Source organism: Kineococcus gynurae (assembly GCF_042433995.1).
Lineage (GTDB): Bacteria > Actinomycetota > Actinomycetes > Actinomycetales > Kineococcaceae > Kineococcus > Kineococcus gynurae.
This window is the reverse complement of record NZ_JBHLUI010000001.1, coordinates 46,816-63,530: the sequence shown is the minus strand read 5'-3', so window position 1 is coordinate 63,530 and position 16,715 is coordinate 46,816. Positions and strand designations below refer to the sequence as shown.

Below are 16,715 nucleotides of genomic sequence, written 5' to 3'. Positions count from 1 at the left end.
ATGAAGTGGCTCGATCGGCCGATCAGGGACGGGAAGCACCGCTCGAGCCAAGGGAACGCAGATGCACCGCACCGGACGCGCCGTCCTCGCCCTCGTCGCCTTCGTCGTCCTCTCCTCGCTCACGACCGGCACGGCCGGAGCGGCGACGACCCCGGCCTGGAAGGACCGGCGGGCCGACCTGCGGGTGGTGCAGGTCGGGTGGGTCCCGGTGTCCGGGCCCACCCTGCTCGGGCAGCCGCTGACCGGGTCCCGCGTCCGCCTCTACGCCACGATCACGAACACCGGCGACCGCCCGACCCCCACCGACGTCGCGATGGTCGTGGAGTTCAGCGGCGTCAACGCCCCGCTCGACCTCGCCCCCGTCGTCGGCACGCGCTCCCTGGCCCCCGGGAACACCCGCACGGTCTACGCCTCCACCCCGACCGTCGTCCCGGCCGAGAACCTCTGGTTCGACGCGGTGGTGAACCGCGACGGTCGGATCCCCGAGCGCGAGCTGGCCGACAACTCCGGCGACGGCGACCTCCTGGGCATCGACCCGACCCTCATCACCTCCGTCGCGGTGGGCGCACCGGGCGTCGCCCCGCAGGTGCGCAGCACCGTCGGCGCCTCTCCCCTGGCCTCGACCGTCACCACGACGCTCTCCGGGGAGCGAACGTGGGCCTGCGTCGGCAGCGACGGGACCCCCCGCGCCGGGACGACGGCACCCGGGGGCCGGTTCAGCACCACGACGACGGTCGCGGCCCGGGACTCGTGGTTCCGCGAGACGCACGCCGCGGGCGTCCCGGCGACGGCGTTGCGCCGCAGCCTGTCCGCCGTCCCGGCCGGAGCCGCCCCCTGCCCGCGGGGGACGACCCCGGCCTGGGTCGACTGGCGCATCGACACGGTCGACGCGGTCCGGACCGATCGGGCGACGGCGACCCTGGTCAGCCGCGACCAGCGGTCGGTGGACGTCCTCTACCGGTACTGACCGGCCCCGGCACCCCGGGGGACGGACGTCAGCGCCGCCACTTCTGGAAGTTCCCTGCGTTGCAGGACAGCGTGTAGGCCTGGAACTCGGTGTTGTTGTCCAGGCAGAGGCCGGTCGCCACGTTGCGGAAGCGCACGACCGAGCCGTCTCCGAACCGGGTCACCGTCCACTTCTGGAAGTTCCCGCCGTTGCAACCGAGGGTGTAGACGGCTCGCCGGGCGTTGCTGTCGAGGCAGAGACCGGTCGCCACGTTCCGGAGGACCGTCGAGCTGTCGGTCCCGGTGACGTCCCACTTCTGGAAGTTCCCGCCGTTGCAACGGCTGACGTACGCCTGACCTCTGGCGTTGCTGTCGATGCAGAGACCCGTGGCGACGTTCGTGTAGGTGCGGATCACCCCGGCTCCGGCGGGGGCGCCGGTGGTCGCGACGAGCGCGGCCGTGGCGGCGAGGACGGTGACGGCATTCCTGAGACGCATGTCTTCTCCTGGGAACACGAGGCACAGATGCTGGTCGGCACCAGCCGCGCAGACGTGTCGAGACGGGCCGAAGCCACCGGGCGCCGTTGCCCGGACGGCCGTCGGTGCGTCGCCCTCACCCGAGGACGACACCACGACGAACGGTCTCCTGCGCGGATCGACCACCCCACTGGTGGCGATCGAGCACAAGCTAGCGCCGCACCGCCGCCCTCGTCCCGGGAACCACGGATCCGGTGCGTCCCGACCTCCGGTCCCTCCCCGGTCTCACCGGACGGGCCAGCGGAGTTCTCCGGTCTCGTCGTAGAGGGCGGGGACGACGGTGGTGTCGGTCACCGCGGCCAGGTCGGGAACGGCCTCGATCTGTCCGCGGGCCAGCAGGAAGTCCGCCTCCGAGCGCATGGACTCCACGCCGATCTGACCGAGCACCTCCCCGGCGGGCAGCGAGGAGTCCACCAGGTCGTGCTCGGTCTTCCAGACCTGCTCGTTGTGGTCCTCGTCGTAGCCGGTCTGGGCGAGGTCGGCGGCGTACCCGACGCACTCGGCCCCGTGGGTCTCGCAGTAGGTGTAGGCCCGCAGCTGGGCCCGCAGGAAGTCTTCGACCGCGCTGCGGTGCTCGGCGAGGAAGGCCGGGTTCACGATCGTCGTGGCGATCGAGCCGGGGACCCCGTAGTCCTCGGGGTTCCACTGCTTCACCGTGTCGCCGCGGGCGGCCAGCGTCAGGGGTTCGTTGGACTTGTACCCGGTGAGCGACTGGACCTGGCCACGCACCAGGACGCTCGGGTCGTACCCGACGACGACCTGGGTGATCGAGGCGACGTCGACGCCGGCCGCCCGCAGCATCCCGTCGATCGCGACCGGCAGGGCCCCCTTCTGACCCAGGGTGGTCCCGTCCAGCTGCTTCAGGTCGGTGACGGACGGTTCGGTCATCAACGTCGCGATGGGGACGTGGCCGAAGGTGGCGACGGCGGTGACGTCGACCCCGTTCGCGACGTTCACGATGACGTCGCTCTGGCCGCTCATGGAACTGATCTGCGCGGTGCCCGCGGCGACGAGCTGGGCGTTCTGCGCGGTCTCACCGGTGCCCGGTTGCAGGGTGACGTCGAGGCACACCTCGTCGAAGTACCCGAGGGCCTTCGCCGCCACCGGGTCGAGGATGCTGGCCGACGCCTGGTACTGGTAACCGGTGACGTAGGTGATGGGCCCGGCGTCGCGGTTCGCCCGGCACCGTTCGGCGGGGACCGCGTCGCCCGCGCTGCCGGTCGGCGTCGGCGAGGCGTCGCCCTCCCCGTCCCCGCCGCAACCCGCCAGCACCAGCACCAGCGCGGCCGCCACCCCGGTCAGGGGGTGGGCCCAGCTCCTCCGCGTCCTCATGGCGACATCTTGGCGGACGCCGCCCGTCCCACCCGGATGGGGTCGTCGGTCAGGTCCGGCGCTGGGAGTCGTGCCAGGCCAGCACCCGACGCTCCACGAGGGTCACGGCGACCAGCAGCACGGACCCCATGACCGCCAGGCAGGCGATCGCGGCGAACACGACGTCGAGCTGGGAGTTCGCCGCGGCCACCTGGATCATCGTGCCCAGTCCCCGCGAGGAGCCGGCCGCGGAGAACTCCGCCACGATCGCGCCGACCAGCGACAGCGGGAACGTCACCCGCAGGGCCGCGAACACGTAGGGCAGCGCGCTGGGCAGCCGCAGCCGCAGCAGGACGTCGAGGCGCGTCGCCCGGACGCTGCGGAACACCGCGAGGACGGGCGGGGCCACCGAACGCAGGCCGGTCAGCGTGTTCATGAGGACGGGGAAGAACGTGATGAGGCCGGTCACGAGCACCTTGGGCAGGATCCCGAACCCGAACGCGACCACCAGCGCGGGCGCGATGGCCACCACCGGGGTCACGTTCAGCACGACGGCCAACGGCATGACCGCCCGGCGCAGGAGGGTGGACTCCGAGACCGCGACCGCGACGAGGACCGCGGCGACCGTCCCGACCAGCAGGCCGAGCAGGGCCTCCGACAGCGTGGTCCACGCGTTCGCCAGGAACAGCCCGGGCTCGCCGGCGAGCTGGGCACCCACGTCGGCCAGCGGCGGGAGCACGTAGGGGTGGTCGCGTTCCACCACCGTCCAGACCGCTCCGACGACGACGAGGGCCAGCAACGCCGGCAGGACGACCGCCGCCCGCCGGAACAGCCTCACGCGGTGCTCCCGCGCAGGACCCCGGCCTCGGCGTAGGCCGCGCCGAGCGCCTGCCGGACGCGGTGCTCGAGGGCGTGCATGGCGCTGGAGTCGAGCTGGCCGTGGTGGCGGGGCCGGGCCAGGTCGACCGGGATCGAGGTCGCGATGCGTCCGGGCCCCGAGGCCATCACGACCACGGTGTCGGAGAGGAGGACGGCCTCGGTGATCGAGTGGGTCACGAACACCACGGTCGTGCGCAGCTCCGACCAGACGTCGAGCAGCTGCAGCTGGGCGGCCTCGCGGGTGAACTCGTCCAGGGCCGAGAACGGCTCGTCCATGAGCAGGACGTCCGGCTGCAGGGCCAGCGCGCGGGCCAAGGCCGTCCGTTGCTGCATCCCCCCCGACAGCTCGGCGGGCCGCGCGTGCAGGACGTCCTGGAGACCGAGCCGGGTCAGCAGGCTCACCGGGTCGGTGACGAACTCGCACCCGGCGGGCGGGGCCGGGCGGCGGCGACCGGCGGCCCGGTTGACCCGGCCGAGCACCTGCACGTTCTGCAGCACGGAGGACCAGGGCAGGAGGGCAGGCACCTGCGGGACGAAGCCCACCGACTTGGCGGCCGCGGCGGCGGCCGGGGTCGCGCCGAACACGGAGACCGACCCGGTGCGGGGTTCCTCCAGGCCGGCGAGGACGCGCAGCAGCGTCGACTTCCCGCACCCGCTGGGGCCGATGACGCTCACGAAGCGCCCGCGCGGGACGGTCAGGTCGACGTGGTCCAGCGCGACGGTCGGGGGGCCCGAGCGGGCCGCGTAGACCTGCCCGACGTCGCGGACGACGATGCTCTCCCCCGCCGTCTGCCCGTTCACCCGGGGAACCCTACCCAGGCCCCGCCGCGGCCACGCCTGCTAGCTTCTTCCTGACAATCGTTCTCAGAAAAGGAGCAGGGGGACATGAAGGTCCGAGCCTCGTTGAAGTCACTCAAGAACCAGCCCGGGGCGCAGATCGTCCGGCGCCGCGGACGGATCTTCGTCATCAACAAGCAGAACCCGCGGTTCAAGGGACGTCAGGGCTGAATGCGGCCGGGAGGGTCGGGGCGACCTGACCCTCCCGTTCTGGCCCGGTCGGCACCCCCCGGCTTCGGGGCGGGTCTCGGGTTTCGGGTTTCGAGGGGAGGTGACTAACGACTCGTTAACCTAATCAATGCACTAGCCTGACGCCATGAGCACCCGACCGCAGCGACCCACCATCGGCGAGGGGCGGCACCGTGTGCGCCGCGGCGAGGGCGACCTGCTCCGGGAACAGATCCTCGACGCCGGCGCCCGACTGCTGGCCGACCTGGGTGACGAGCACCAGGTCTCGATGCGGGCGGTGGCCGACGCGGTGGGGGTCACTCCCCCGTCGCTCTACCTGCACTTCTCGTCGAAGACCTCGCTGCTGCGCGCCGTCGTGGAGCGGCTGTTCGCCGAGCTCGAGCAGGAGGTCGCGACCGCCCGGGCGGGGGCCGAGCACCCCGTGGCCCGGGTGCTGGCCTTCGCCCACGCCTACGTCGAGCTCGGCCTGCGGCACCCGGGGCGCTACCGCGTGCTCTACGAGACGGGCCTGGTGCCCTCGCTCATGCCCGCCACGGACGTGGTCCCCGGTCGGGAGCTGCTCGACGACGTCGCGGGTGACCTCGAGGCCGCCCGCGCCGACGGGGTCCTCGGGGATCTCGACCCGTGGGCGACCGCGGCGCGGGTGTGGCAGTTCCTGCACGGGGCGGTATCCCTGCGGATCAACAAACCCGGACTGCCCTGGGGCGACCCCGGCGCCGACGTCGACGCCGGGGTCCGGGCCCTGCTCGGGGCGGGCGGCTGACCCCGCGGGTCAGCCGCGCTGGGAGAACGCCGCGTCGAACGCCGCGGCCGAGGGGTCGACGGCGTTGCGCCGCACGAAGTCCAGCGCGGCCGGGGCCCCGACGAGGCGGTCCATCCCGGCGTCCTCCCACTCCACCGACAACGGACCCTGGTACCCCACGAAGTTCAGCGCCCGGAAGCACTCCTGCCACGGCACGTCGCCGAGACCCACCGAGACGAAGTCCCAGCCCCGGCGCGGGTCGGCCCAGGCGAGGTGCGAGGCCAGCCGGGCGTTGCGGCCGTTGCCGGTCTTGACCTTGGAGTCCTTGCAGTGGACGTGGTAGATCCGGTCGGCGAAGTCGAGGATGAATCCGACGGGGTCGACCTGCTGCCAGACCATGTGGCTGGGGTCCCAGTTCAGCCCGAACGCCTCCCGGTGCCCGATGGCCTCCAGCATGCGCTTGGCGGTCCAGTAGTCGTAGGCGATCTCGGAGGGGTGGACCTCCATCGCGAACCGCACGCCGACCTCGTCGAACACGTCCATGATCGGGTTCCACCGGTCGGCGAAGTCCTGGTACCCGGCCTCCACCATGCCGTCCGGCACCGGCGGGAACATCGCCACGGTCTTCCAGATCGAGGAGCCGGTGAACCCGGTGACGGTCTTCACCCCGAGCGCCGCCGCCATGCGGGCGGTGTCCTTCAGCTCCTCGGCCGCACGCCGGCGGACCCCCTCGGCCTCGCCGTCCCCCCAGACGCGGTCCGGGACGATCCCGCGGTGACGAGCGTCGATCGGGTCGTCGCAGACGGCCTGACCGACCAGGTGGTTGGAGATCGTCCAGACCTGGAGACCGTTGCGCTGCAGGATCTCCTGGCGTCCGGCGACGTAGGCCGCGTCCGCGTGCCGGGACACGTCGAGGTGGTCGCCCCAGCTGGCGATCTCCAGGCCGTCGTAACCCCATTCCCCCGCGAGCCGCGCGACCTCCTCGAAGGGCAGGTCGGCCCACTGGCCGGTGAAGAGGGTGATCGGGCGTGCCATCGTCGACTCCTTCGTCCGTCCTTGCGTACCCCGCCAGTCTTACCCAGCCCTCTATAGAATTCCACCCTGCGATCGCGGGTGTTCCGGGACTCTCCCCCGCCCAGGCCACCTGCGGCCACCACGATGCGTGAACCAGCAGGACAGCGCCGTCGCGGAAGAACACCTCCCGCCATCTCTGATCTCCGGCCCCGCGTGGGGACGGCCGAGGGTGGCCCGCCTTCGGCTTCACCGTGCCGCTCACCGGGCTCGTGCTGCTCGTGATCAGCCTGCGGGCGGGGGCACCCACCGCCGACCCGACCCGATGGGCGGCCTTCGGCTACCTGGCCTCGGTCAGCATGTTCCTCGGCTTCTTCGCCTGGTACCGGGGGCTGGCCATCGGCCCGGTCGCCCAGGTAGCCCAGGTCCAGCTGCTGCAACCGGTCCTTAGCATCGCCTGGGCGGCCCTGCTCCTGCGCGAGACCGTGCCGCCCGTCACCGTGGTGGGTGCGCTGGTCGTGCCGACCTGCGCGACGGTGGCGGTGCGGGCCCGCCTCAGACCCAGGCCCGCAACGCCTCGCGGTTGACCCGCTGGTCGGCGGTGCGCTCGGTGCGGAACTCGGCAAGCGAGACGTCGGGGGTGTTGAGCACGTCCTGCTCGACCACGACCCAGCCGTCGAAACCCAGCGCGTCGACCGCGTCCATCACCGCGGTGAGGTCGATGTCGCCGCGACCGAAGGCGGTGAACGCCCCCGAGGACCACACCTCGGGCATCCCCCCACCGGCAGCCACCGTGGCGTCCAGCAACGCGCGGTCCACGTCCTTCAGGTGCAGGTGGTTGACCCGGGAACCCCAGCGGCGCAGCACGTCCAGCGGGTCGCCCCCGCCGATGAGCAGGTGGCCCGTGTCCAGGGTGAGGTCGATGTCGACCTCGGCCAGGAACCGGTCGATCTCCGCGGGGTTCTCGACGTAGGTCCCGGCGTGGTGGTGGAACGTGGGCTCCAGGCCCGCGGCCCGGACCCGCTCGGCGGCGACGGCGCAGTTGCGCACCAACCGCGACCAGGACTCCTCGGCCAGCGCGTCCACCTCGGCCCCCCGGCCGGGGCTGGCCTGCCGCGCGGCCGAGCCGCCGTCGGCCAGGGTGGGTTTGGGCAACCGCGCGGGCCCCAGCTCGGCCGCGTCGGCGAACACGGCCAGCGCGCGGTCGAGCTCGGGCAGCGCGGCGGCGAACGCCTCGTCGTCGGAGAAGGGCAGCTGCACCCAGCCGCCGGCGAGCTCCAGGGAGAACCGCTGCAGCCGCTGCTGCAGCTCACGCCCGCGACCGAGGAACCCCTCGGGGCCGAGGTCGACACCGGCGTAGCCCGTCTCGACGAGGATCTCCAGCATGTCGTCGGGGCCGAGCACCTCGGCCCCCTCGGGGGTCAGTTCGAAGACCCCGAAGCTGACCGGTGCCCCGGCGACTGTCGCGCGCATGTGCTCTGCCCATCTCCCGGTCGACCGTGACCGACGGTTGTGCTTGTCCTGACATCCTGACAGATCACTCTGTCAGATCACCGGGGGTCGGCGAAAGCCCCGGGCGGGTACGGCACGAGCGGACGGGGCGACTTGGCAGACTCGGCCCATGAGCGTCGCCGAGGACCCCTTCGAACCAGCCTCGTGGCAGGAGCGCTACTCGGGCGAGGAGCGCGTGTGGAGCGGAGGCCCGAACGCGCAGCTCGTCGCCGAGGTCGCCGACCTGCCGCCGGGCACCGCGCTGGACCTCGGCTGCGGCGAGGGGGGCGACGTCGTCTGGCTGGCCTCGCGCGGCTGGCAGGTCACCGGGGCGGACTTCTCGACCAACGGGCTCGCCCGCACCCGCCGCCACGCCGAGGAGGCCGGGGTCGGCGGGCGGGTGGACGTGTGGGAGGTGGACGCCCGCGAGTTCGACGCGGACGGACGTGAGTTCGACCTGGTGACCACCCACTTCCTGCACCCGCCGGACGCGGGGATGGCCGCCGTGGTCGCGCGGCTCGCCCCGGCGGTGGCCCCGGGCGGGCACCTGCTGGTCGTGGGTCACGCCCCCTCCGAGCTCTTCACCCACCTGAACGCCGCGCACCGGGCGGCGATGTTCCGCGCCGCGGACCTGCTCGGCGCCCTGGACGACGCCTTCGAAGTGCTCGTCGCCGAGGAACGACCGCGGCGGGTCGTGCGCGACGGGGTCGAGCACGACATCGAGGACGCGACCCTGCTCGCCCGTCGGCGTCCCTGAGTCACGTCCCGCCTCCGGCTCCGGTCCTGGGCCCCGGCCAGGCCCGGGTCAGGACGCCGCGGAGAAACCCAGCGCCGCGATGCCCCGCCGGGTCCAGGGGTGCGACTCGACGGCGTCCCAGATCAGCGTGCTGCCCAGCGCGACGGCCCCCAGCAGCGCCCCCGCCCCCTTGTTGAGCCCGAACCGGGCCGGCGCGTACCAGGGTTCGGGTCCCTCCAGGTTCACCCCGTCGGTCAGCCCCCACTCCCCCGAGGCGGCGGGGTGCTCGGTGAACAGTCGCCGCAGGGCGGGTTGGGTCTCCGCCGGGGCCAGCGCCAGCGCGCCGAGGAGCGAGACGGGGGGGACGGTGCCGTCGCAGTGCGGCTCCGGCGCGCGGCAGGGTTTCGCGCCGTTGACCACGTACCCGTCCGGCCCGAGCCCGGCCGCCGGGCCCCAGAGCCCCGCCGCGAAGGTCCGGAACCGGTGCGACTCGGCCGCGCACCACGCCCGGGAGGCCAGCGTGGCCTCGCGGGCGTTCGCCCACCAGTCCCTCCCGTCGACGTCCCGGAACCGGCCGAACGGGAAGAACGCGATAGGGAAGTGGTAGGTGAAGAGGGTTCCGCCGGGTTCGTAGACGCACCCGTGACCACCGAACTCGCCCCGGGGTTTCTCGAACCCGTCCCAGAGGGCGCGGGCCAGCCCCGCCGGGACGCCGGGATGCCCGGCGGCGAGCAGGTACATCGGCAGCTGCTCGGCCGTCATCGACCAGGAGCTCACGAAACCCCCCGCGTCGGCCTCCGCACCGTAGTCGTCCCCCGCGTCGGCGACCCACGCCATCCGCAGCACGGTGCGCCCGTCCTCCCGGGCCACCAGCCACGTCCAGTCGATGCGCCCCAGCAACCGGTCCACGGTGTCGCGGACGTCGGGTTCGTCGAGGTACCCGGCCGCGGCCACCGCCCCCAGCAGCGCCAGGGTGGTGTCGATGGTCGAGTACTCCGAGCGGCCGTGCCGGGCCCCGGTGGCCGGGTCGACGAAGTGGGCCAGGAACCCGTTGCGGTGCGGCACGGAGAACTCCAGCGTGCGCAGGGTGCCGCGGACCCGCTCCAGCACCGCGGCCCGGTCGAGCACCCCCCGTTCGACGCCCACGCACCAGGCGGCCAGCGCGAAACCCGTCGCCGCGACCGTGCCGATGCCCGGCTCGTCGTCGCGGTCCAGGACCAACCCGCAGCCGGGGGAGCTGGGGTCGGCGGTGGAGAACCGCCACAGCCACCGGATCGAGGCGTCCACCTCGGCGTCCAGCGCGCGGCGGACGTCGGGGTCCAGGGCGGTCAGGGTCGGGGCGGAGGTCATGCGACGGCCTTCCGGAAGGGGTTGGGGATGGCGGCCAGGAGTTCGCGGGTGTACTCCGCGTGCGGGTCCTCGATGACGCGCCGCGCGGGACCGGACTCCACCAGCTCCCCGTGCCGCAGCACGAGGGCGTGGTTGGCCAGGGTCTGGGCCGAGAGCAGGTCGTGGGTGATGTAGAGCATCCCCACGCCCCGCTCCGACACCAGGGACTGCAGCAGTTCCAGGATCTCGGCCCGGATGGAGACGTCCAGGCTGGCGATGGGTTCGTCGGCGACGATCAGCCGGGGTTCGGGGGCCAGCGCCCGGGCGATCACGACGCGCTGGCGCTGACCGCCGGACAGTTCGTGCGGGAACCGGTTCAGGAAGCGTCCGGCGGGGGCGAGACCGACCGAGCCCAGCAGGTCGCCCGCGCGGTCCAGGGCCTCCGCCCGGGAGATCCCGTGGAAGTTCTGCAGCGGGCGGACCAGGGCCTGTCCGACGGTCCGGGTCGGGTTGAGCGCCGCGTAGGGGTCCTGGAACACGTACTGGACGGCACGCAGGTACTCCTGGGCGACGTCGCCGCGCAGCGCGGTGAGGTCGACCGGCTCCGACCCGCGGGGGTGGAAGCGCACCCGACCCGCCGTGGGGCTGTCGATGCGGGTCAGGATCCGCGCGATGGTGGACTTCCCCGACCCGGACTGCCCCACCAGGGCGGTCACCTCGCCCTCGTCGAGGGTGAAGCCGACGTCCTTCACGGCGTCGACCACCTCGGTGCGCAGACCGCGGCGGCGTTCGAAGCGGCGTCCCAGACCCTCCACGTCGAGGATGCGGGCGGCGGCACCCGCCGCGGCCGGTGCCTCCTGGGCGACCGCGTCGGGGTCCGCGACCCGGGCCCCCTGGTACCCGGGGACGCCCTCGGCCGGGGCGACGTCACCGACGAGCTGGGCGTAAGACCCGACGAGGTGCACCGAGTACGGGTGGCTCGGTCCCTCGCGCACCGCGGTCGTGGCCGCCACGTCCTCGACCACGGCCCCCTCGTACATGACGGCCACCCGGTCGGAGAACTCCAGCAGGGTCCCCATGTCGTGGGTGATGAGGACCGCGCCGAAACGCTCACGCTCCTGCAGCTCCCGGATCTTGTCCAGGATGGAGCGCTGCACCACGACGTCGAGGCCCGTGGTCGGCTCGTCGAACAGGACCAGGCGGGGACGCAGGGCCAGCGCGAGAGCCAGGTTCACCCGTTGCCGCATCCCCCCGGACAGTTCGTGGGGGTACATCGTGAGGAACCGGGCGTCGACGCTGACCAGGTCGAAGAGTTCCGCGGCCCGGGCCCGGGCGGCCTCACGGTCGAGCCCGTCGTGCTGGCCGAGCACGTCCTCGAACACCGAGCGCACGCGCCGCACCGGGTTCAACGAGTTCATGCTGGACTGGAAGACCGTGGAGACGTAGCTCCAGCGCAGCGGGCGCAGCGCCTCGGCGTCGCGCTGCGGGTCGAGGTGGGTCACGTCGTGCTCGCCCCAGCGGATCTGGCCCCCGGTGATCCGTCCGGGCCGGCGCAGCAGCCGCAGGACCGCCTGGGCCAGGGTCGTCTTGCCCGACCCGGACTCCCCCGCCAGGCCGACGAACTCACCGGGGCGGACCCGCAGGGACACGTCGCGCACGGCGTCCACCGGACGCCCGATCCGCGGCTCGTAGCGGACCGAGAGGTTCCGGACGTCGAGGACCGGGGTCTCCCGGTCCGGCCGCTCGGTCCGCGCGTCGTTCACCAGGGTGCTCATCGGGCGTTCTCCTCCTCGCGCAGCTGGGGGTTGCTCAACAGGTCGACGCCGAAGTTCACGAAGGTCAACGACGTCATCAGCAGGGCCAGCACGAGGCCGGGGGCGGCCAGCCACAGCCACAGCCCCTGCACCAGGGCACCGTTGGCGTTGGCCTGGGCCAGCATCTGGCCCCAGCTCACGGTGTTCGGGTCGCCGAAGCCGAGGAAGGACAACCCGGCCTCGGCCGCGATGGCGGCCGTGCAGGCACCGATGAACCCCGACACGAGCAGCGAGCTCATGTTCGGCAGGATCTCCCGGAACACGATGCGTCCCGTGCGGTCCCCGCCGAACCGGGCGGCCTGGACGTAGTCGCGGTTGCGCATCGAGATGATGAGGGAACGCATCTCCCGGGCCGCCCCCGCCCAGCTGGTGACCGCGACGACGACCACCAGCAGACCCAGACCGCGGGTCTCGCTGTAGGCGACGATGACCATCATCAACGGCAGCACCGGGACGACCAGGGCGAGGTTGGTGAGGAAGGAGAGCGAGTCGTCGAGGAAGGTCCCCTCGGCGTAACCGGCGAGGAGGCCGATCACCAGGGCGATGAGGATGGTGGCCGTCCCACCCAGCAGGCCGATGGCCAGCGACAGGCGGGTGCCGTGGACCAGCTGGGCCCAGATGTCGTAGCCGAGGGTGTTGGTCCCCAGCCAGTGCGACCAGCTCGGGTCCTGCACGGGGACGAAACCGGCGTCGTCGGGTGAGTGCGGGGCGATGAGCGGTGCGAACAGCGCCACCAGCAGGAAGAAGCCCAGCATCAGGATGCCGATGCGCGCCTTGCGCGAGGTCCAGATGATCGAGTACCAGCGGGGCGGACCCGCGCAGGCCTCGGTCTCGTCGGAGCTGCGGGCGCCGCGCCGGACGAACGGACTGCTCAGGGGGGTGAGGGACATCATCGTCTCCGTTCCGGGTCAGCGGGCCGCGCGGCGGGCGCGGGGGTCGATGAGGGGGTAGATCAGGTCGACCACGAAGTTCGCGGTGAGGACGATGACGATGGTGGCCAGCAGGACCGCCTGCATGAGCGGGAAGTCCCGGGCCGCCGTCGCCTCGCCCATCAACCGGCCCATCCCCGGGTAGTCGAAGATGGACTCGACCAGGATCGAGCCGCTCATCAGCACCCCCAGCGACAGGGCGAAGCCGGTGACCACCGGCAGCAGCGCGTTGCGGGCGGCGTAGCCGAACGCCACGGTGCGTTCCCGCAGCCCGGCCGCCGTCCCGAGCCGGATGTAGTCCTCGCCGAGGACCTGCACCATCGTGTTGCGCATCGAGAGGATGAACGCGATGGGCGCGGTCACCATGAGCGTGAGGGCCGGCAGGAACCCGTGCGCCACCACGTCGGCGACGAACATCCAGTTCCAGCCCGGGTCGGTGAGTCCCCAGCCTCCCGCGGCCGGGAACCACCCGAGCTGGTAGGCCAGCACGAACAGGACGATGAGCCCGATCCAGACGGCCTGCAGGTTGCCCACGAAGGTCGAGCCGATGGACACCGTGCTGTCGAAGCGGCTGTTGCGACGCCAGGCGGCCGCCGCTCCGAGCGTGGTGCCCAGCACGAACGACAGCACCTGGGCGATGCCGACGAGCCCGAGGGTCCACGGCAGGGCCTGGGCAATGACGTCGGTGACCGGGAACGGGAAGTAGGTGAAGGAGATGCCGAGGTCCCCGCGCAGCAACTGGCCCAGGTACTGCCAGTAGGCCACGAGCACGTTCTCGTCGCCGTAGCCGAGCATGGTCCGGACGGCCTGGACCTGGGCCGGGTCGACCTCGCCGCGCCCGGTCATCTGGGTGACCATCACCTCGGCCGGGTCGCCCGGTTGGAACCGCGGGATGACGAAGTTCAGGGTCACCGCGGCCCAGAGGGTCACCAGGAAGTACCCGGTCTTGCGCACGTAGTACCGCACGTCAGTTCTCCTCTCCGAGCGCCCGGGTCGCGTCCGCACCCGCGGGCGGTTGCCAGCGCGTCGCCAACCGGATCAGCTTGTCGACGGGGTAGGGGTTCTCCTCGCTCGGCCAGCCCACCGCGTTCTCGGTCCGGTAGATCAACCGGCTCGGCGCGTACTGCAGCGCGATGTAGGGGTACTCGGTCATGAAGACGTCGATGACCTGCCCCTCGATCTCCTTCGCCCGGGCCGGGTCCAGGGTCGCCGACCACTCCGCGAGCAACGCGTCGACCTCCGGGTCGGAGAACCGGGCGCGGTTGAGCAGCAGTTCGTCACCGCTGGAGATCTGGGCGCTGGAGAGCGTCGCCCCGAGGTCGCGCGACCGTTGGCAGCCGCCCGCCACGAAGTCCAGGGCCAGGTCGAAGTCACCGGACTTCTTCATCGACTCCACCGCGTTGGGGTCGGTGGCCACCATGCGGGCCTGCACGCCGACCGCACGCAGGTTCCGCACGAGCACGTCGCCCATGGCGATGAAGTCCATCCACCCCGCCGGGATGGACAGCACGAGGTCGAGGGGCGCCCCGTCGGGCCCGGTCCGCCAGCCGTCGGCGCCCCGGGGATACCCCGCCGCGTCGAGCAGCTGCTCGGCCCGTCGGGGCTCGTAGCCGACGTACTCCTTGCCGCGCCAGCGTTCCGGGACGTCGGCGGCCTGGAAGGGCAGCAGCAGCATGGTCTGCGAGGCGGGTTCCATGATGCCGAAGCTGGAACGCAGGGCCAGGCCCTCGCGGTCGATGCCGTGCGCGATCGCCTCACGGAAGCGGGGGTCGTCGAGGACCGGCTTCTCGGTGTTCATCGCCAGCACCGTGGTGGAGTCCGGGGGGAAGAAGTAGTGGTTGTGCTCGGGGTCGGGCGCGACGATCGAGCGTTCGGGGTTGGGGATGTCGCCTGAGTAGAGGTCCAGGGCCCCCGACCGCAACCGCAGCGCACCGGAGTTCGCGTCGAACTGGCCCTCGAGCACCAGCCGCTGGACCTTCACCTTGTCCGCCTGCCAGTAGTCGGGGTTGCGCTGCAGCGTCACCCGGCGCCCGTTGTACGCGTCGGGCATGAACGGCCCGGTGGCCACGCCCTCGGTGTCGACGTAGCGGGTCGGATCCCCCACCGAGGCGTAGACGTGCTCGGGCAGCGGCCGCAGGTCGAGGATCGAGTCGGTCTTGGCGGTGGCGTTGCCCGCGAAGTCCACGACGACCGTCCGGTCGTCGGTCGCGGTCACCGCGGTGGCGGGCGCCCCGAAGAGGTCGCTCCAGAGGCCGGAACGGTCCATCCCCGGGTACTCCCTGGCCGCGTTCATGGAGAACGCGACGTCGTCGGCGGTGAACGGCTCGCCGTCGTTCCACCGCACCCCCTCGCGCAGGTGCAGGACCAGTCGGCTCGTGCTGGTCCAGTCGTACCCGGTGGCGAGCATGGGCACGGCCTCGCAGGTGAACCGGTCCCGGATCATCAGCGGCTCGAACAGCCAGGTCTGCACGCTGGCGTTCGGGGAGAGCCAGTTGTAGTTCTCCAGGCCCTGCACCGAACCGCCGGCCTCCGAGGGCATCCGCAGCTCGCCGATGAATCCCGGTGGGGCCTCGGGGGCCGGTTGCAGGCCGATGTTCGCGCAGGCCGGGACGGTCATCACCGCCGCCAGCACCGTCGCGACGGCCGTGGTGCGCGTCCTGCTCATCGGAACCTCCTCGTTCCCGGGCCGCTGCCCGTCGTGCGTCTCGTGCGTCTCGTGCGTCTCGTGCGTCGTGGTGGTCGTGGTGGTCGTCGTCACGGACGGGGTCGTGCGGCGTCGGCGCCGGCGGCCCGGTCGGGGCGGCGGTCCGGGAGGGTCAGGCGGCGGAGCAGCCGCAGGACTCCCGGACCACCAGTTCGGTGGGGAGGACGACGTCGGTCCCCGGTGGACCGACGGGGCCACGACCCCCGGTCCCGTCGAGCGCCAGGGCCGCGGCACGGGCCCCGAGGTCGTGGACCGGTTGGTGGACCGTCGTCAGGGTGGGCGAGGCCAGCGCCGCGAGGTCCTGGTCGTCGAAACCGGTGATGGCCACGTCGTCGGGCAGCCGGTACCCGAGACCCGGCAACGTGATCAGCATGCCGAAGGCCAGCTCGTCGTTGGCGCAGACCAGCGCCTCGGGGAGCCGGTCGCCGTCGCGGTGCTGCTCGTGCAACCGGCGGGCGGCCAGGGCCCCGGAACCGACCTCGAGGCCGTAGCGCAACGGTTCACCGCACTCGGCCAGCCCGGCGTCGCCGAGGGCCTGACGGAACCCGCTGTAGCGCAGGTGGGTGTCGGGCGAGCCGGAGGGTTCCCCGAGGAACCGGAGCCTCCGGTAGCCGTGCCCGCCGCGTTCCCGCGGAGCGACGAGGTGCTTGGTCAGCGCGATCGCCGCGGCCCGTCCGTCGGTCCGCACCGTCGGGACGACGTCGGAGCGCCCCGCCACCAGGACCACGCGGGTCCCGGCGCTGAGCCGGACGAGGAGGTCCTCCCCCACGGTGCCGCCGGCGACGATCAGCCCGTCGGTGCGGGCGGCGAGGTCGCGCACGGCCCCGTCGGCGTCGGGCCGCAGGTGGGTGCCGAGGACGTTGATGGCGGTGCCCCGCTCGACGGCGACGCTCTCCGCGCCCTGCACCAGCTCGGCGAAGTAGGGGCCGCCGAGCCCCGGGAGGACGATCCCGAGCGTGTTCGTGCGTCGCGTCGCGAGGCCGCGACCCAACGCCGAGGGCGAGTAGCCGAGGCGGTCGATGGCGTCCTGCACGCGGCGCCGGGTCGCCGCGACCACCCGCGCGTCGTCGTGGGTCACGCGCGAGACCGTCGCGACCGAGACCCCCGCCTCGCGGGCGATGTCACGGATGGTCGGTCGACGTCCGTCCTCCATGATCCACCTCCTTCCCCGGATGCTGGACGGTCGTGATCGAGTCGGCCATGTAACCGGCTACATGACCTAAGCTAGCCGATGTATCCGGTTACATCCAGCGCCGTCCCCG

16 protein-coding genes and 1 pseudogene are annotated in these 16,715 nt (G+C 72.5%); 5 read left to right on the top strand and 12 right to left on the bottom strand.

The features are described 5' to 3' along the window. Window positions 1-61 precede the first annotated feature (61 nt). The gene (locus tag ACFFKU_RS00310; RefSeq protein ID WP_380134304.1) at window positions 62-967 is read left to right on the top strand and encodes a hypothetical protein; all 906 of its coding nucleotides are present in this window, start codon (window positions 62-64) and stop codon (window positions 965-967) included. A gap of 28 nt (window positions 968-995) precedes the next feature. Here the strand turns inward: ACFFKU_RS00310 and ACFFKU_RS00305 are convergent, their stop codons facing one another. From ACFFKU_RS00305 to ACFFKU_RS00290, 4 genes are all read right to left on the bottom strand, one after another. Continuing rightward, window positions 996-1,442 (bottom strand): RICIN domain-containing protein, encoded by a 447-nt coding sequence (locus tag ACFFKU_RS00305; protein WP_380134303.1) that lies wholly within the window; start codon window positions 1,440-1,442, stop codon window positions 996-998. Between the two features lie 264 nt (window positions 1,443-1,706). Next, window positions 1,707-2,813, bottom strand: a complete 1,107-nt coding sequence (locus ACFFKU_RS00300) for an ABC transporter substrate-binding protein (RefSeq protein ID WP_380134301.1) — start codon at window positions 2,811-2,813, stop codon at window positions 1,707-1,709. Between the two features lie 49 nt (window positions 2,814-2,862). Next, on the bottom strand, window positions 2,863-3,630 hold the full coding sequence (locus ACFFKU_RS00295; RefSeq protein ID WP_380134299.1) for an ABC transporter permease: 768 nt from the start codon (window positions 3,628-3,630) through the stop codon (window positions 2,863-2,865). Then, window positions 3,627-4,472 carry an ABC transporter ATP-binding protein gene (locus tag ACFFKU_RS00290; protein ID WP_380134297.1) on the bottom strand — a complete coding sequence of 282 codons (846 nt, stop codon included), beginning with the start codon at window positions 4,470-4,472 and terminating at the stop codon, window positions 3,627-3,629. The genes ACFFKU_RS00295 and ACFFKU_RS00290 overlap by 4 nt, the downstream gene beginning before the upstream one ends. 84 nt (window positions 4,473-4,556) lie before the next feature. Here ACFFKU_RS00290 and ykgO point away from each other — a divergent pair, with 84 nt between their 5' ends. Both ykgO and ACFFKU_RS00280 read left to right on the top strand, forming a co-directional pair. Further along, window positions 4,557-4,679 carry a type B 50S ribosomal protein L36 gene (gene ykgO, locus ACFFKU_RS00285; protein ID WP_380134294.1) on the top strand — a complete coding sequence of 41 codons (123 nt, stop codon included), beginning with the start codon at window positions 4,557-4,559 and terminating at the stop codon, window positions 4,677-4,679. Between the two features lie 145 nt (window positions 4,680-4,824). Beyond that, window positions 4,825-5,460 (top strand): TetR/AcrR family transcriptional regulator, encoded by a 636-nt coding sequence (locus tag ACFFKU_RS00280; protein ID WP_380134293.1) that lies wholly within the window; start codon window positions 4,825-4,827, stop codon window positions 5,458-5,460. A gap of 9 nt (window positions 5,461-5,469) precedes the next feature. Here ACFFKU_RS00280 and ACFFKU_RS00275 read toward each other — a convergent pair whose 3' ends face one another. Beyond that, window positions 5,470-6,474, bottom strand: coding sequence for a sugar phosphate isomerase/epimerase family protein (locus ACFFKU_RS00275; protein WP_380134291.1), 1,005 nt, complete (start codon window positions 6,472-6,474; stop codon window positions 5,470-5,472). A 245-nt stretch (window positions 6,475-6,719) separates the two neighbouring features. On the opposite strand from ACFFKU_RS00275, the pseudogene ACFFKU_RS00270 reads away from it, so the two are divergent. Continuing rightward, window positions 6,720-7,037, top strand: a pseudogene (locus tag ACFFKU_RS00270) (DMT family transporter); the annotation flags it as partial. Here the strand turns inward: ACFFKU_RS00270 and ACFFKU_RS00265 are convergent. After that, complete coding sequence (locus tag ACFFKU_RS00265) at window positions 7,006-7,923, bottom strand: sugar phosphate isomerase/epimerase family protein (protein WP_380134290.1); 918 nt, start codon at window positions 7,921-7,923, stop codon at window positions 7,006-7,008. The pseudogene ACFFKU_RS00270 and the gene ACFFKU_RS00265 sit on opposite strands and share 32 nt — an antisense overlap. A gap of 148 nt (window positions 7,924-8,071) precedes the next feature. On the opposite strand from ACFFKU_RS00265, the gene ACFFKU_RS00260 reads away from it, so the two are divergent. After that, window positions 8,072-8,698, top strand: a complete 627-nt coding sequence (locus ACFFKU_RS00260; protein ID WP_380134287.1) for an SAM-dependent methyltransferase — start codon at window positions 8,072-8,074, stop codon at window positions 8,696-8,698. Between the two features lie 48 nt (window positions 8,699-8,746). Here the strand turns inward: ACFFKU_RS00260 and ACFFKU_RS00255 are convergent, their stop codons facing one another. From ACFFKU_RS00255 to ACFFKU_RS00230, 6 genes are all read right to left on the bottom strand, one after another. After that, complete coding sequence (locus tag ACFFKU_RS00255; RefSeq protein WP_380134286.1) at window positions 8,747-10,027, bottom strand: glucoamylase family protein; 1,281 nt, start codon at window positions 10,025-10,027, stop codon at window positions 8,747-8,749. Next, a complete protein-coding gene (locus ACFFKU_RS00250; RefSeq protein WP_380134284.1) occupies window positions 10,024-11,781 on the bottom strand; it encodes an ABC transporter ATP-binding protein in 1,758 nt (585 codons plus the stop codon). The genes ACFFKU_RS00255 and ACFFKU_RS00250 overlap by 4 nt, the downstream gene beginning before the upstream one ends. Beyond that, window positions 11,778-12,710, bottom strand: coding sequence for an ABC transporter permease (locus ACFFKU_RS00245; protein WP_380134283.1), 933 nt, complete (start codon window positions 12,708-12,710; stop codon window positions 11,778-11,780). Before ACFFKU_RS00245 ends, ACFFKU_RS00250 begins: the two co-directional genes overlap by 4 nt. 18 nt (window positions 12,711-12,728) lie before the next feature. Continuing rightward, window positions 12,729-13,715: an ABC transporter permease gene (locus tag ACFFKU_RS00240; protein ID WP_380134281.1), complete on the bottom strand. Its 987-nt coding sequence runs from the start codon at window positions 13,713-13,715 to the stop codon at window positions 12,729-12,731. Between the two features lies 1 nt (window position 13,716). Next, window positions 13,717-15,414: an ABC transporter substrate-binding protein gene (locus ACFFKU_RS00235; protein WP_380134278.1), complete on the bottom strand. Its 1,698-nt coding sequence runs from the start codon at window positions 15,412-15,414 to the stop codon at window positions 13,717-13,719. Between the two features lie 151 nt (window positions 15,415-15,565). Next, a complete protein-coding gene (locus ACFFKU_RS00230; protein WP_380134275.1) occupies window positions 15,566-16,606 on the bottom strand; it encodes a LacI family DNA-binding transcriptional regulator in 1,041 nt (346 codons plus the stop codon). Between the last annotated feature and the right edge of the window lie 109 nt (window positions 16,607-16,715).